Origin of the sequence: Serratia sp. CY40230, from assembly GCF_052168835.1 — a bacterium.
In the GTDB taxonomy this organism is placed as follows: domain Bacteria; phylum Pseudomonadota; class Gammaproteobacteria; order Enterobacterales; family Enterobacteriaceae; genus Serratia; species Serratia nematodiphila.
The window spans coordinates 591,931-606,144 of the sequence record NZ_JBJNLX010000003.1 but is presented as its reverse complement, the minus strand read 5'-3'; the positions used below and the strand labels follow the sequence as shown (position 1 = coordinate 606,144).

Sequence of the window (14,214 nt, the reverse complement as noted above, 5' to 3'; positions counted from 1 at the left end):
CGACAACATCAGGAAAGAGAACAGCATGCAGCAATTACAGAACGTTATTGAAAGCGCCTTCGAACGCCGTGCGGACATCACCCCGGCGAACGTAGACACCGTAACGCGCGAAGCGGTAAACCAGGTGATCGGCCTGCTGGACAGCGGCGCCCTGCGCGTCGCCGAGAAGATTGACGGTCAATGGGTCACCCATCAGTGGCTGAAGAAAGCCGTGCTGCTCTCTTTCCGCATCAACGACAACAAGGTGATGGACGGCGCGGAAACCCGCTACTACGACAAAGTGCCGATGAAATTCGCCGACTACGACGAAGCGCGCTTCCAGAAGGAAGGTTTCCGCGTCGTGCCGCCGGCCACCGTGCGCCAGGGCGCGTTCATCGCGCGCAACACCGTGCTGATGCCGTCTTACGTTAACATCGGCGCCTACGTCGACGAAGGCACCATGGTCGACACCTGGGCCACCGTCGGTTCTTGCGCGCAGATCGGCAAAAACGTTCACCTGTCCGGCGGCGTCGGCATCGGCGGCGTGCTGGAGCCGCTGCAGGCCAACCCGACCATCATCGAAGACAACTGCTTCATCGGCGCGCGTTCCGAAGTGGTGGAAGGCGTGATCGTGGAAGAAGGCTCGGTGATCTCGATGGGCGTCTACCTCGGCCAGAGCACCCGCATCTATGACCGCGAGACCGGCGAAATCCATTACGGCCGCGTGCCGGCGGGCTCGGTGGTGGTTTCCGGCAACCTGCCGTCGAAAGACGGTTCTTACAGCCTGTACTGCGCGGTGATCGTCAAGAAAGTCGACGCCAAAACGCGCGGTAAAGTCGGCATTAATGAGTTATTGCGTACTATCGACTAAATTGAAATAGCGGGTGATTCACCCGCTATTTTTTTGTCTGCGTTTCGCTGGCAGTCACAGTCGCAGATCTCGCTTTCCGCCATAATCGCAGTCGTGGAATATAACGATCACATCTAAAGAGGGCGCAGTATGTACGATAACTTGAAGAGTTTGGGCATCAATCAACCGGAAGACGTCGATCGCTATAGCCTGCGTCAAGAGGCCAACAACGACATCCTCAAGATCTATTTCCGCAAGGACAAGGGCGAGTTCTTCGCCAAGAGCGTGAAGTTCAAGTACCCGCGCCAGCGTAAAACCGTGGTGGCGGACAACGCCGGCCAGGGCTACAAGGAAATTCACGAGATCAACCCGAACCTGCGTTACGTGATCGACGAGCTGGATCAGCTGTGCCAGCGCGATCAGGTGGAAGTGGATCTGAAGCGTAAAATCCTCGACGACCTGCGCCATCTCGAAGGCGTGGTGTCGCACAAGATTGCCGAGATCGAAGCCGATCTGGAAAAACTCACCCGCGGCAAATAATGCGGATCGGTTGACCCGCATCATCGCCAAGGCGCCCTTTTGCGGCGCCTTTTTACTTTACGATTGCAGCAGCGTGCCCCACTGCTCGACCCACGGGCAGGCGGCCACTTCCGGTTCCGGCTGTTCCATCGCATCGATCTCCAGCACTTCGCCAACGCGGGTGGCGCCCTGCTCCTGCAGCAGCGCGTCGAACGCGCGCCCGGCGCCGCAGAAGTTGTCATAGCTGCTGTCGCCGAGGGCTATCAGCCCATAGCGCAGCTCCGGCTGATAGCCAACCTGATCGCGGATAGCGTGGAACAGCGGCGCGATGCTGTCCGGCAGATCGCCCTGCCCGGTGGTGGAGGTGATCACCAGCGCGTAGTGCTGACGATAATACTGCCAGGCCTCCAGCGTGCCCTCTTCGAACAGTTTGACCTCATGGCCCTGCTCGCTGAGGATGTTTTGCGCCTCTTCCGCCACCAGCAGCGAATTGCCGTAGACCGTTCCCACGAAGATACCAACCTGAGCCATGGCTCCTACTCCCTTCATTACCTTTAAAAATTGTCAGCTATCCTGACCGTTAGCCGCGCTAAACTCAACCCCGGCAAGTTCAGGGAATAGCCCCGCCCAGCCGAACTGCGCCATCACCCCTTGCCAGGCTTCGTCCCAGCGCGCCGTTACCTGCAGCGGCTCGCCGGTCACCGGGTGCGTCAGCTGCAGATGGCTGGCGTGCAGCATCAGGCGCGGGCAACCGAAATGCTGCGCCATCCCGCGGTTCTGCCGCAGATCGCCGTGCTTGCTGTCGCCGATGATCGGATGGCGAAGATGCGCCATATGGCGCCGCAGCTGATGTTTGCGGCCGGTTTCCGGCTGCAGTTCCACCAGGCTGTACCGCGCGCTGTCGTAGCGGCCGACGGCCACCGGCATCTCCACCTGCGCCAACGGCCGGTAGTGCGTTACCGCCGGCTGCGGCCCCTTATCGGCATCGGCATGTTTATCGGCGATTTTGTCCAGTTCCGCCGTCAGCGGATAATCGAGAGTTGCCCCCTCCTGCACGTAACCCCGCACCACCGCATGGTAGGTTTTCTGCACCTGATGTTGTTCGAACTGCTGCGACAGCAGGCGCGCCACCTCGCTGGACAGCGCCATCAGCAGCACGCCGGAGGTCGGGCGATCGAGACGGTGCACGGTAAAAACGTGCTGCCCGAGCTGATCGCGCACCGTCTGCATCATAAAGCGGGTTTCATGACGATCCAGCCAACTGCGGTGCACTAACCAACCCGACGGCTTGTTCACCGCCACCAGGTGTTCATCCTGATATAAAATCTCAATCACATCACGTTCCCAGGTCAATAACCGTTTCGGGCGCGAGTATAACAGGCATGAGACGCAACGCTAGTTCACCCATTCGATGGTCACCAGCCGCATATCGGCGCGGCCGCGCTCGTCTACCGCCCGAATGCGGTAGCGCCCGTTGTCGATAGGCCGCCAGTCGATCGGCTTTTTGCTGGCACTGCTGCCGAGATAGATATCGTCGACGAACCAGTACACCGTCTTGCTGTCGGCGTCCGTCACCGCATTGAAGGCGATTTTGTCCCGCCCCTGCTGCGACTGGCGCAGGGTATAGGTGGTGTTTTTCAGCGGTGAAGTGATGCGCGGCGCGCTGCCGCCGACGGCGATGCCGTTGTCCTTGCAGCGATTGATCGGCGGCGCCCGCTTCGGCAACCCGGCCTGAGCGAACACGTTGGCCAGATCGGAAGGCCAGAACTCAAAGATTTCGGTGCGGGTCTGCGCCGCGTCATACGGCGGGCAAACGACCTCACCGCTGTGAATATCCAGCACCACCGGCCGGTAAACGCTGTCGACCTTGATCGGCGACTTGCCGGGAATGAACCAGGTCTTGCCCTTTTGCTGGCACCACGGCGTCGGCAGATCGCCGCTGGCGAGACAAATGTCCACCCGCCGCAGCCGTTTGGGGAACGGGTGCTTCGGTTCTCGCAGGCCGGGATAGCTGGCGTTGACGCTGTCGATGATGTTGAAGAACAGCGGCGCGGCCGCCTCGGCGCCGACCAACGCATTGTTGCCGCGCCCGTCGAAGTTGCCTTCCCACACCACCAGCACATAAGGGCCGAAAATCCCGACGCTCCAGGCGTCGCGAAAGCCCCATGAGGTGCCGGTCTTCCAGTACACCGGCAGCGACGAAGAACGCTGCGCCAGCGTATCGCCCGGCCGCCGGTGCTGGCGCAGCATATCCAGCGTGATGAAACTGGCCTCCTCACTCAGCAGCCGTACCGGCGTCGATTCGGCCTGGTTCAGCTGCATGCGAAGCGGCCGCAGCTCGCCGCGATTCGCCAGCAGCGCATACAGCTTCGCCAATTCCTGCGCCGTTACCTCGCCGCCGCCCAACACCAGCGACAGTCCGTAGTGGCTCTCGTTGGCCATATTGGCGACGCCGGTCAGGCGCAAAAACTGATAAAAGGTCGGCTGACGCAGCTGTGAAGCGACATACACCGCCGGAATATTGCGGCTGAAATTCAGCGCGTCGGTGGCGGTCACCGGGCCGAGAAAGCGCCGATCGAAGTTTTCCGGCGCATAGGCGCCGAACGACGAAGGCACGTCTTTAAGAATGGTCATCGGATGCAGCACGCCCTGCTCCATGCCCAGCGCGTAGATGAACGGCTTCAGCGTCGATCCCGGCGAACGCTTGGCGTTGGTGCCGTTCACCTGCCCCTGAATCGGACGATTGTAATAGTCCGCCGAACCCACCAGCGCGCGCACCCCCATATCGCGGCTGTCCACCAGCAGCACCGCGGCGTTTTGGATGCCGCGGCTGCGGTTGCGGGCGATAAAGGCGTTGACCTGTCGTTCGACCAGCCGCTGCAGCCCGGCGTCCAGCGTGGTGTCGACGCGGGTATCGCGCTGCACCAGTTGCTGCGTCTGCAGGCGCAGCTGTTCGATAAAGTGCGGTGCGATATAAGGCACTTGTTCAGGCTGCCGCAGCGCCAACGGCAGGCGGAACAGCGTTTGCTGGCTGGCGTCGGTGGGGTAAGCCTGTTGCCAGCGCAGGAACAGACGGTTGCGCGCCTGCGTCAATGCGGCGCCGAGCATGCCGGTTTTCGGCTCCAGACGGTAGCTGGGTGACTGCGGCAACACCGCCAGCGTCAGCGCCTCCGGCAGAGTCAACTCCCGCGGCGACTTGGCGAAATAGATCAGGCTGGCGGCGCCGATGCTTTCAATGTTGCGGCCGTAGGGCGCGTAATTCAGATAGGCTTCCAGGATATCGCGCTTGGAGTAGCTCAGTTCCAGCTGCACCGCACGCAGCACCTGCAGCAGCTTGCCGCCCGGCGTGCGGGTATTGAGATGCCAGCGCATACGCGCCAGCTGCATGCTGATGGTCGATCCGCCCTGCATTTTGCCGCCGGCGACATAGCTGCGCCAGAAACCGCGCATCAGGCTGACGGGGTTAAAACCGGGGTTATAGTAGAACCAGCGGTCTTCGTGCAGCAGCAACCCGCGCACCGCCAGCGGCGACACTTGCTCCAGCGGGGTCCACAGCCGGTAGCGATCGTCGTTGGCCAGCGTAATGCGCAGCAGCGCGCCGTGCCTGTCGTAATAAACGGAAGACTGCGGCAGCCCCTGCCACAGGGGCGGATGCGGCCACAGCCGAATTGCGGTCAACAGCAGCGCCAGTAAAAACACCGCCATCAAGCCGTTTTGCAGCACGCGCCCGGTCAGGATCTTCATACGTTCTCAGCATTCCGGCGCCAGACGCTGGCCTGGCGCCGGATACGGCCTAGTCGTTGCCCGCCGGCACCACCACCAGCTTGCCGCCGCCGGCCGACATGGCCTGCACTTCACGGTCGTACATGGCTTCGCCGTAGGCCGGTGGAATAATAAAGCTGCCGGTATTGGTAGCCTTGATCTGATAGACGAACTCCTGCACCTCGGTGCCGGCGCTGCCGTAGATAATCACCCGATCTTCGCGGATATCGCTGTAGTCCGGCGCCCAGGTGGAGCCAGATGCGGCCAGCGGCGACTGCCAGCCGCCGCGATCGTCGCTCTCTTCACCGGCGTCGGCCGGCTCCGGCGGCATCTGCTGCACCACTTCGAACCCGCCCGGCAGCAGATCGACGATCGCCAGGTTGCTCTGTCCCTCTTTCGAATTGGCGCGCACCTTCAGATGGACGTTGATCTTCTGCCCCAGCGTCACCTGCGTCACCGGCTTGCCCTGTTCGTCGGTGTAATCGCGGACGATCTCAATCCCGCGCGACAGCGCTTTTTGCGGCGCATTCAGATCGTAACCGGCCTGCGTCACCACATACCAGGCCGGCGCGCTGCCGCCGTTGGTGAAGCGCACGGCGGTAGCGTCGGCGTTAAATTGCCCCTGAACGAACAGCCCCTGCAGCTCACTGATGCGCTGCGGGTCGCCGTCGCTTTTGCCCACCTGCATGATGCCTAACGCGTCCGCATTGGCGGATTGCGCCGCCACCTGGGCCGAATAGCTTTCCAGCGCCAGGATGCTCATTGCAGAGGAGTAGGTGGTGTAACGCTCTTCTTTCAGTGCCTTGACCATATTCTCCAGCACCTGCGGCGGGATCGACGCCACCTTCTCAGGGAAGTGACGGGTAATCAGATACAGCCGCGTCGCATCCTGCACCAGCGGATCGAAATAGTTCTGCGTCCACCAGGCGCTGTCATACGCTTTGCTCAGTTGCTGCCAGCTCGGTTGCAACAGCGCGGCGGCTTCGTCGTCCATCTTCAACAGGCGATAGGAAGAGGCCAGATACAGCGCGCTCAGATCGGTTTTCCAGCCCTCGCCATAGCGTTTTTGCAGCGTATCCTGCACCGCCGCCAGCGAGTTGGTGGTCACTTCGCCCTGCAGCGTCAGCAGGTAAACCGCCCAGCTGCGCAGGCGCAGCAGATACAGATCGTCGAATCCGCTGGCCGCCAGCTCGCGCAGCGCGCCGTTGGCTTCATCCAGCATGCCTTCCGGCAGGGCGTAGCCCGCCGCTTTGGCTTCGAGCAGATACTGCACCACATAAGGCGTGACGAAAGGATCGGCATCCGGCGACGAACGCCAGGCGCCGATCGCCCCGCTGTCGTTCTGACGGGCGCGCAGCACGCCCAGCAGATTACGCAGCTGCTTGCTGACTTCCGCCTGGCTCAGGCTGCTTTTCATCTCCGGATGACGGCTCTGCAGCATCAGCGGAATGGAGCGGCTGACGATCTGCTCGGAACAGTAATACGGGTAATCCGCCAGGTATTGCGCCAGCCCGCTGGTCAGCACCAGCGGCGAATTCGACACCGCCGCCCGGCGCTGCGCGAAGGCGTCGAACATCTGGCGCAGGCCATCGACATTCTGGCTGCCGCCGCTCATGCGCCCCATCACCGACTGGGTGCGGTACGGCGCCGCCGGCCGCACCGAGGTGCTGACGGTGCGACGGCTGGCCTGGTCGCCGTAACGGGCGTCGAACACCAGCGGCGCATCGCCCAGCACGGCTTTGGCGCGCAGGCGGAAGGCGATCACGCCCTCGCGTTTTTCCGCCAGCGTCAGGCTTTGCGTCGCGTTGCCCACCACCTCCAACTGCGGCGGCGGCGTCAGCAGGACGTTGATGGCGACCGACTGGCCTTTCAGCCCTTCAAGATTGTTGCTGACGCCCACGCTGACGTCGAACTCATCGCCCGGCGCCACCATCGCCGGCACATTCGGCGTCATGATGAAGCTGTCGCGCACCGTGGCGGCGGTTTGCGCCTTGCCGATTTTCTCCGGCGTCACCGAAATCGCCATGACGCGGATCTTGCCGTTGAAGTAATCCGGCACCGGATAGACGAACTGCTTCTCGCCGCTGACCTCGGTAATGCCGGACCAATAGGCCACCGGCTTGTCGCGCTTGCGTTTGAACGGGTTGAGGTTGAGATCCAGCCCTTCGCCCGCATCGCCGCCCGGCGCCGCGGTCAGCGCCATCAGCTTGCTGAATTCCGGCAGGATCAGATCGAGGATCTGCGAGCTGCTCACGTTGAGTTCGCGCTTGCTGAAGAAGAACTCCAGCGGATCCTTCAGGCGGTAACGCGCCACCTGCAGAATGCCCTCATCGACGGCGAACAGCGCCACCTGCTGCGGCGCATCGGTCTTGACCGTCATCGTCAGGTTTTCACCCGGCTTGATGACCTGCGGCGCCGTCACCTCGAGGCTGTTTTGGCGCGCCTTGGTGCTGATCTTGAACGGCATCACGCCGTAGCTCAGCGGGCTCATGAAGATCTCGCTGGAGTTGATGTCGCGCACGAACTGCACGTTGATGTAGCCGTTGCCCTCCATGCCGGCCGGCACTCGGATCGTCTGCACCGAGCTGGTGGTGTCGGTGTGGAACCACTGCCAGGCGTAAACCTTGTCCTTTTCAATGGTGATCAAGCCGCTACCGGTATAAGGCGCGTTGATCGCCACCTCGATCTCCTCGCCCGGCTGGTATTCCGCCTGGTTGAGTTTCAGCTTCAGTTCGGCATTGCGATCCAGCGAACGGCTCAGGTTGGCGTTACCGGCCACACTGTAGGCGACGCGATTGAGCGTCTTGCCCTGCGCATCTTCAATCACCAGCACGAAGTCGCCCGGCTTATCGGTCGCCAGCCGCAGATCCGCGCCCTGCTCGCTCAGCGCCAGCGGCTGTTCCGACAGCTGCACTTCCTTCATCTTCGACTGGTATTTGTAAACGCCCGAATCCTGTTTGGTCAGCACCGAAATGTATTTCTGCTCGATCAACACCTGCTTCAGGTTCGGCATGGCGATCTGTTTCAGGGCCGGATCGATGGCGATCACGTTCAGATGCCGCTCCGCGTCGCGGTTGATGTAGCCCAGATCGCCGTCCGCCTTCACGCCGATCAGGTAATCGTAAGGGGAAACCAGCGTACGGGCGGTAGCCGCCACCGAGCGCCCGCCGCCGGCGACGAACGCCTCCGACAGCAATTGCAGCTGATAGGTGGCGTCGGCGTAGGATTTCAGATCGAGCGGAATATCGGCCGCGCCGTGCTCATCGGTGGTGCGATCTTCCAGCTCGGTCTCGAACCCGTCGCTGTTTTGTCGGTTTTCATAGAACGCATAATCCGGGAAGCGATCGAAGCTCGGATACATCGGCCGCAGCGTCAGCCTGGTGGTCACGCGGCGATCCTGCGCCGGGGTGCCGAACAGATTCTGCACATCGATGCTGGCCTTCAGCTCGGACGGTTTTACCCAGCCTTGCTGGCGGTCAGGCGTCAACGCCAGCTTCACTTTCAGCTGATCCGGTTCGAACTCCTTCACATTGACTGCGGTATGGCCGAGCAGCGTGGAGGTGTCGTTATTTTTGCCGATCAGATACAGATAGACGTTCCACTCGCCGGTGGGCGAATTTTCATCGGTGGTATAGCTCAGCTCGTTGAAACCGCTGGCGCCCAGCGTAAGCGGCACGGTAGACATCAGCTTGTCGCGCGGATCGCGGATTTCGGCGCGCACCGGCACGCCGGCCAGGCCAACGCCCCAGTCGGTGGCGCGGGTGATCAGGCCGATGTTAAAGGTATCCCCCGGCCGATAAACGCCGCGATCGGAGAACAGGTAGCTGCTGAGCGTGCGCGGATCGGTCGGCGTTTGTTCACCGGCAACGTCGAAGCGCGAGAAATCCAGCCCGCGATCGTTATAGCTGCCGGTCGGCAGGAAGGAGACATCCCCTTCTTTCTCCACCAGGAACATCACCGGCTGGCGCTCGTTGGTGTACACATCCAGCGCCGGGAAACGCACGTGCCCATCGGCGCCAGTGGTTTGGCTGAGCAGCGTCACGCCGTTTTTGGCCACCACCGACACGGTGGCGCCGCTGACCGGCGCGCCGCTTTGGATCGACTGCACAAAGACGTCGCGCGTCTTGTCCTGCGAGCTCTTGGCGACGATGCCCAGATCGGTCACCACCACAAAGCGCGAATCGCCGACGTCGGGCTGCTCTTCCCCTTCGCTCTCATCCTGTTCCTGATCCTGCTCGGCGCCCGCCTCTTCCGCCGCCGGTTTTCGGTTCGGCTGCCATTCAGACAGCGTCAGCAGGAACACCCCGCGATGGGAACTGGCGTTGGTGGAGAGATAGCGGGAAAGATCGATGCCCTGATAGTTCACTTCCCCCGGCCGCTCGTTGTTGAGCGCCGTCTGGTATTTGAAATGCTCGGTGAAATATTCGTCGTTGAGCCGGTTGAATTCCGTGGAGGAGTATTCCCGGCTTTTGAAGGAGACGATGTGCTGCAGCTGGCTCGGGATCACCCGCTTGATGTCCAGCCGCAGGCCCGCCACGTTGCGCGCCGCCACGCTGATCTGCTTGTCGCCGTTGACCGACAGCAGCGAGCCCTGCGACATGAACTGCAGCGATTTCGGGAACTCCGGCACTTCGACCACGCGGTAAACCTTCTTCGGCATTTTGTAACCGCCGGCGGAAACCAGCTGGTTATCGATCTCAAGCAGCACAAAGCGGTGCGCCGGGGCGTCGAAACGGAAGCTGAACTGCGGTTGGTAGGCCTCTTCCGCCTCGTTAAGCGTCAACGGCAGCGGCGTCGCCTGCGCCAGCACGTTTTTACCGACGCTGTCGACCGTCCATTGATAGAAATCGTCGGCATCGTTGGCGGTCTCGGCATCGCTCGGATCGTGCTGCGGCAGCAGCCAGGCTTTCGCGGCCCGCGCCAGCTCTTTATCCTTCACCGCATCGCTGAAACCGACCACCAGGGCACGCTGCCCTTGGCCGCCGTCGGTATCCACCACCTGGGCGCTGGCGTCGCTCAGCGCCAGGCTGTACAGCGTCGGTACTTTTACCCAGTTGCTTTTCGCCTCTTCGACCGCGTTGCCGGCCGCCGTCGATTTAACGCCCTTGCCAACGGTCAGATGCACTGCCCCGCCCTGATCCAGCGCCTGCAGCGGCTCGGAATGCACCCAGGCGTTCAGTTTTTTCTCGTCATAGACCAGAGAGAAATTCAGCTTCTTCTCGGAGGTGGCGCTGCCTTCTTTCAATCCCAGCGAAATTTGTTTTTCAAAGCTGGCGACGTCGACCGGCGCGTTGAACTGCAGATTGAAAATCGCGCTGCGTTTCTGCGCATTCTGCGGATCGCGGTAATACTCGGCCTGCCCCAGGCGGTAATCGAACGCGGGCACGGTGAAGGCATAACGGGTTTTGGCGAGCTTGACCTGCGGCGCCAGCAACGTGGCGGGCTCAAGGGTCACCTCATATTTCGCGCCCATCGGCAGCGGCTTTTTCGCCGTGAACACCAGTGTCGACTCATTGCTCCATGCCCACTGCCCTTCCGCCGACGGTTTCAGAGTGATGCCGGCGCTCACGGTTTTGCCCGCCGCGGTTATCGGCGCAGCCGAGCCGCTGAAGGTCAGGCTCACCGTTTGCGGCGCCTGCCGGGCGGCGGCGTAGTCTATCGGCTCGGGGTTGGACAACTCGGCGTTGATCTCCTGAACCACCATCGGCGCCGGTTCAATCGGTTGGGGCCGGTTTTGCCACCAGTGCCAACCGTAAAATGCGCCGCCCGCAACGCCTGCCAGCAGCAGCAGGCTCAGACCGACCGCTTTCGGGTGTTTATCCACGCCGCTTTCCAGCCGCAAAAAACCGCGCGGCAGCGCAGCCCACCAGGCCGGCGCGCGCCAGCTGAGGTTGCCGACCAGCGGTCTCAGCAACCGCCCCAACAGCGACAACGCCCCGCCCAGCAGGCGACAAACGCCCTTAACCAGGGTAAAAGGCAAACGCAGGATAAACCTTAATAAATCCATTATTGCAGCACCTCATCATCCTAATGCAGCTCCCGGTCAACCGCCGCGGTTAAACCGAGCCGAAAGACGCCGTCGGCTCTCCTGCCCGGCATCCGCGCGAGTACTCTACACTGCCGGGCGGCAAAAATCTGCGCGCCGCCGGCGCATTACGGCTCTTTATTCAACATCAAATCCAGCTGTTGCAGCAGCACCAGCAGCGGCAGACTGCTCGGTTCACGATCTTTCAACGCCTCTTCGAAATAAGGCGTGATGGCGAAGCGCGTCGGCAACGGCGCCTCGGCGTCCAACAACGCATACATGCGCGGCAAGAACACCCACTGCAGCCAGGCTTCGGCCGACATGCTGTCGATGCAGAACGGCTCGGTGCTGGAGAAAGCCTCATGCTCAGGGGGCGCGGCCTGCCACAGCGCCAGATCGCGCATGGATTGTTCAATCGCCTGCAAACTGCGGCGCACCTGGTTATGTATACTCATCTGCATTCCCGATCTCTTTTCATCATGGTATTCAGCGCTCTGGCTGAAAGGCGGCAAAGCATAGCATTTTTATAGCCCAAATTCGGCGCGCCTGAGACAGCTCGCCGTTTTTATCTGGTGACGTTCGCCGTCGCGCGGCACAATAGGCCCACCGAATTCACCACACAGATAAAGATTCATGTCCGTAATAACAGAGAAAAAAAACCACGCGACGCCCGGTAAGGCCATGTTGGCCTCGGTCACCGGTTATGCCATGGACGGGTTTGACCTGCTGATCCTCGGCTTTATGCTGCCGGCCATCAGCATCGAATTGGGATTATCCTCATCGGCCGCCGGTTCGCTGGTCACCTGGACGCTGATCGGCGCGGTGCTGGGCGGCGTGATCTTTGGCCACCTCAGCGATCGTTTCGGCCGTATCCGGGTACTCACGATCACCATCCTGATGTTTTCCCTGTTCACCGGCCTGTGCGCCGTGGCGCAAGGCTATTGGGATCTACTGGCCTATCGCACCCTGGCGGGCATCGGGTTGGGCGGCGAGTTCGGCATCGGCATGGCGTTGATCGCCGAAGCCTGGCCGGCGGAGAAGCGCAACCGCGCTTCGGCATACGTCGGCATGGGCTGGCAGTTGGGGGTGCTGGCGGCCGCTTTCCTGACGCCGCTGCTGCTGGAACACATCGGCTGGCGCGGCATGTTCCTGGTCGGCCTGCTGCCGGCGCTGGCGTCATTCCTGATCCGCCGCACGCTGGGCGAACCGGAGGAATTCGTGCGGCAGAAAGACGCCGGGCAGCCGCTTTCCTTCCTGCAGCGGTTGCGCCTGCTGTTTAAGGATCGCGCCACCGGCAAGGCCAGCATCGGCATCTTCATTCTCTGTTCGGTGCAGAACTTCGGTTACTACGGGCTGATGATCTGGATGCCGACTTACCTGGCGAAAAACTTTGGTTTCTCGCTCACCAAGTCCGGCCTGTGGACGGCGGTGACAGTCGTGGGCATGACGTTCGGCATCGGGCTGTTTGGCGTGCTGGCCGACCGCTTCGCCCGCTGGAAGATTTTCGTGCTGTATCAGGTCGGCGCGGTGGTGATGGTGATCGGCTACGCCCAGTTGAGCGACCCGATGCTGATGTTGTTCGCCGGCGCCGTGATGGGCATGTTCGTTAACGGCATGATAGGCGGCTACGGCGCGTTGATTTCCGATACTTACCCGGTACAGGCGCGCGCCACCGCGCAAAACATCCTGTTCAATCTCGGGCGCGGTGTCGGCGGCCTGGGGCCATTGGTGATCGGCGCGCTGGTGACGCAGGTGTCGTTCACCGCCGCTATCAGCCTGCTGGCGGCGATTTACCTGCTGGATATCTACGCCACGCTGTTCCTGCTGCCGAAAAAACAGGGCGCAGGCGATACGCTGGGCGCGATTGGTTAACGCTGGCGATGGATTAAGCAGAGAAGCACGCACGGCGGGATAGAACAACAAAAAGTTGGGGGCACTGCGTTAACAGTGCCCCCGGTTCGTTTTATAGCCATCCCGCTACACAGTGTGCTCCCTGCTCAATCCTTGAAAACTTTTCCTGCGGCCATCCTGACCAAGTGGTCCTTGCATCATCCTGCAGCATCGTCCTGACGCGGTTCCTCAGCCTTCCTGACCCGCCGACAGTCCTGTGCCGGCTCTCAATCTCCGTCCTGGAGGTGTCCCTGGTTTCTATCCTGAAACATCCTGGGCATCTCCTGACGCCATCCTTCGCTCTTGCCTGAGCGCATCCCTTTCTTCGTCCTGAAGCTGCATCATCCTGATGCTTTCCTGCTCCGCCGGTTCCGTTCCGGTAACGATAAGATCGCTTAAATTCCCCGGAATCACAAGGGTTTGGGAGGCGTCTCACACTAAATTAAGCCTAAGAGTTATCCTAAAGAAATTCTAACCAATTGATCTGGATAACAATAATCTCATAGTCTGGAAAAAGGTGGGAAAAATTAAGAGCGATCTCTCACACCCCGTGTGAGAGATCTCTTACACGGGCGACGGCGAATCCGCCGCGCTTCAGTCCAGCACCGGGCGCAGCGCATCGAGGAAATTCCCCAGCGTCGCCGCCAACAAGGTGCGCTTATCGCTGCCGAATTGTTCCAGCACCACGTTGCCGCTAACGTTGCACAGCGACACCATCGTCATCTCGGATTCGGTGGTCGCCAGGAACAGCGTTGGCGACAGCTTGAGACGTTTTTGCGTCACCAGATGACCGATCAGGTTCTCCTGCAGGCGGATAAAATCTTCCTCGCTCCAGACCTGCAGCAGGCTCAGGCGATGCTCCCCAAATTGCGCGCTCATGTCGCCCGCGTATTGCTGCGTGTAAAAACGGTGCGCATCCGGCTGCAAACGCAGCTCCAGCGCGGCTTCTACCTTCTCCAGCGTCGCCGCCGGCTCGAAAGGCTGCGGCAACCACAGCACCTCGTCCTCGCGATTCTCCACGATGCAGGGCGACGGCACGCCGTACAACGCCTGGCTGGCCGGCGCGTGGCCGCGCGCTTGCTGCCACAACTCGACATAGCGTTGAGTGAATTCACGCAGAGCGTGCGATACATCATGGTCCATATTCTTTCTCGCATACGTTAAACTGACGGCCATTGTACCTATCTCT

General features: G+C 61.3%; 9 protein-coding genes. 3 read left to right on the top strand and 6 right to left on the bottom strand.

Annotated features, from left to right (window positions below):
• The first annotated feature begins 25 nt into the window (after window positions 1-25).
• A complete protein-coding gene (dapD, locus tag ACJ8IJ_RS14455; protein ID WP_004931932.1) occupies window positions 26-850 on the top strand; it encodes a 2,3,4,5-tetrahydropyridine-2,6-dicarboxylate N-succinyltransferase in 825 nt (274 codons plus the stop codon).
• A 129-nt stretch (window positions 851-979) separates the two neighbouring features.
• A complete protein-coding gene (locus tag ACJ8IJ_RS14450) occupies window positions 980-1,369 on the top strand; it encodes a DUF3461 family protein (RefSeq protein ID WP_004931929.1) in 390 nt (129 codons plus the stop codon).
• A gap of 57 nt (window positions 1,370-1,426) precedes the next feature.
• On the opposite strand, the gene ACJ8IJ_RS14445 is transcribed toward ACJ8IJ_RS14450, so the two are convergent.
• The 5 genes from ACJ8IJ_RS14445 to ACJ8IJ_RS14425 form a co-directional block, all read right to left on the bottom strand.
• Complete coding sequence (locus ACJ8IJ_RS14445; RefSeq protein ID WP_016929894.1) at window positions 1,427-1,879, bottom strand: flavodoxin; 453 nt, start codon at window positions 1,877-1,879, stop codon at window positions 1,427-1,429.
• Between the two features lie 33 nt (window positions 1,880-1,912).
• Window positions 1,913-2,683 (bottom strand): tRNA pseudouridine(65) synthase TruC, encoded by a 771-nt coding sequence (truC, locus tag ACJ8IJ_RS14440; protein WP_131165575.1) that lies wholly within the window; start codon window positions 2,681-2,683, stop codon window positions 1,913-1,915.
• 60 nt (window positions 2,684-2,743) lie between these two features.
• Window positions 2,744-5,092: a penicillin-binding protein 1C gene (gene pbpC / locus ACJ8IJ_RS14435; protein ID WP_442518651.1), complete on the bottom strand. Its 2,349-nt coding sequence runs from the start codon at window positions 5,090-5,092 to the stop codon at window positions 2,744-2,746.
• A 49-nt stretch (window positions 5,093-5,141) separates the two neighbouring features.
• The gene (locus tag ACJ8IJ_RS14430; protein ID WP_442518652.1) at window positions 5,142-11,117 is read right to left on the bottom strand and encodes an alpha-2-macroglobulin family protein; all 5,976 of its coding nucleotides are present in this window, start codon (window positions 11,115-11,117) and stop codon (window positions 5,142-5,144) included.
• A gap of 146 nt (window positions 11,118-11,263) precedes the next feature.
• A complete protein-coding gene (locus ACJ8IJ_RS14425) occupies window positions 11,264-11,590 on the bottom strand; it encodes a YqcC family protein (RefSeq protein ID WP_028127529.1) in 327 nt (108 codons plus the stop codon).
• A gap of 178 nt (window positions 11,591-11,768) precedes the next feature.
• On the opposite strand from ACJ8IJ_RS14425, the gene ACJ8IJ_RS14420 reads away from it, so the two are divergent.
• Window positions 11,769-13,007, top strand: coding sequence for an MFS transporter (locus ACJ8IJ_RS14420; RefSeq protein WP_442518653.1), 1,239 nt, complete (start codon window positions 11,769-11,771; stop codon window positions 13,005-13,007).
• A 612-nt stretch (window positions 13,008-13,619) separates the two neighbouring features.
• On the opposite strand, the gene syd is transcribed toward ACJ8IJ_RS14420, so the two are convergent.
• Window positions 13,620-14,168 (bottom strand): SecY-interacting protein, encoded by a 549-nt coding sequence (syd, locus tag ACJ8IJ_RS14415; RefSeq protein ID WP_004931906.1) that lies wholly within the window; start codon window positions 14,166-14,168, stop codon window positions 13,620-13,622.
• Between the last annotated feature and the right edge of the window lie 46 nt (window positions 14,169-14,214).

Coding starts and splice junctions, on each gene's coding strand:
- dapD (WP_004931932.1), top strand. CDS start 26: ATGCAGCAATTACAGAACGTTATTGAAAGCGCCTTCGAACGCCGTGCG.
- ACJ8IJ_RS14450 (WP_004931929.1), top strand. CDS start 980: ATGTACGATAACTTGAAGAGTTTGGGCATCAATCAACCGGAAGACGTC.
- ACJ8IJ_RS14445 (WP_016929894.1), bottom strand. CDS start 1,879: ATGGCTCAGGTTGGTATCTTCGTGGGAACGGTCTACGGCAATTCGCTG.
- pbpC (WP_442518651.1), bottom strand. CDS start 5,092: ATGAAGATCCTGACCGGGCGCGTGCTGCAAAACGGCTTGATGGCGGTG.
- ACJ8IJ_RS14430 (WP_442518652.1), bottom strand. CDS start 11,117: ATGGATTTATTAAGGTTTATCCTGCGTTTGCCTTTTACCCTGGTTAAG.
- ACJ8IJ_RS14425 (WP_028127529.1), bottom strand. CDS start 11,590: ATGAGTATACATAACCAGGTGCGCCGCAGTTTGCAGGCGATTGAACAA.
- ACJ8IJ_RS14420 (WP_442518653.1), top strand. CDS start 11,769: ATGTCCGTAATAACAGAGAAAAAAAACCACGCGACGCCCGGTAAGGCC.
- syd (WP_004931906.1), bottom strand. CDS start 14,168: ATGGACCATGATGTATCGCACGCTCTGCGTGAATTCACTCAACGCTAT.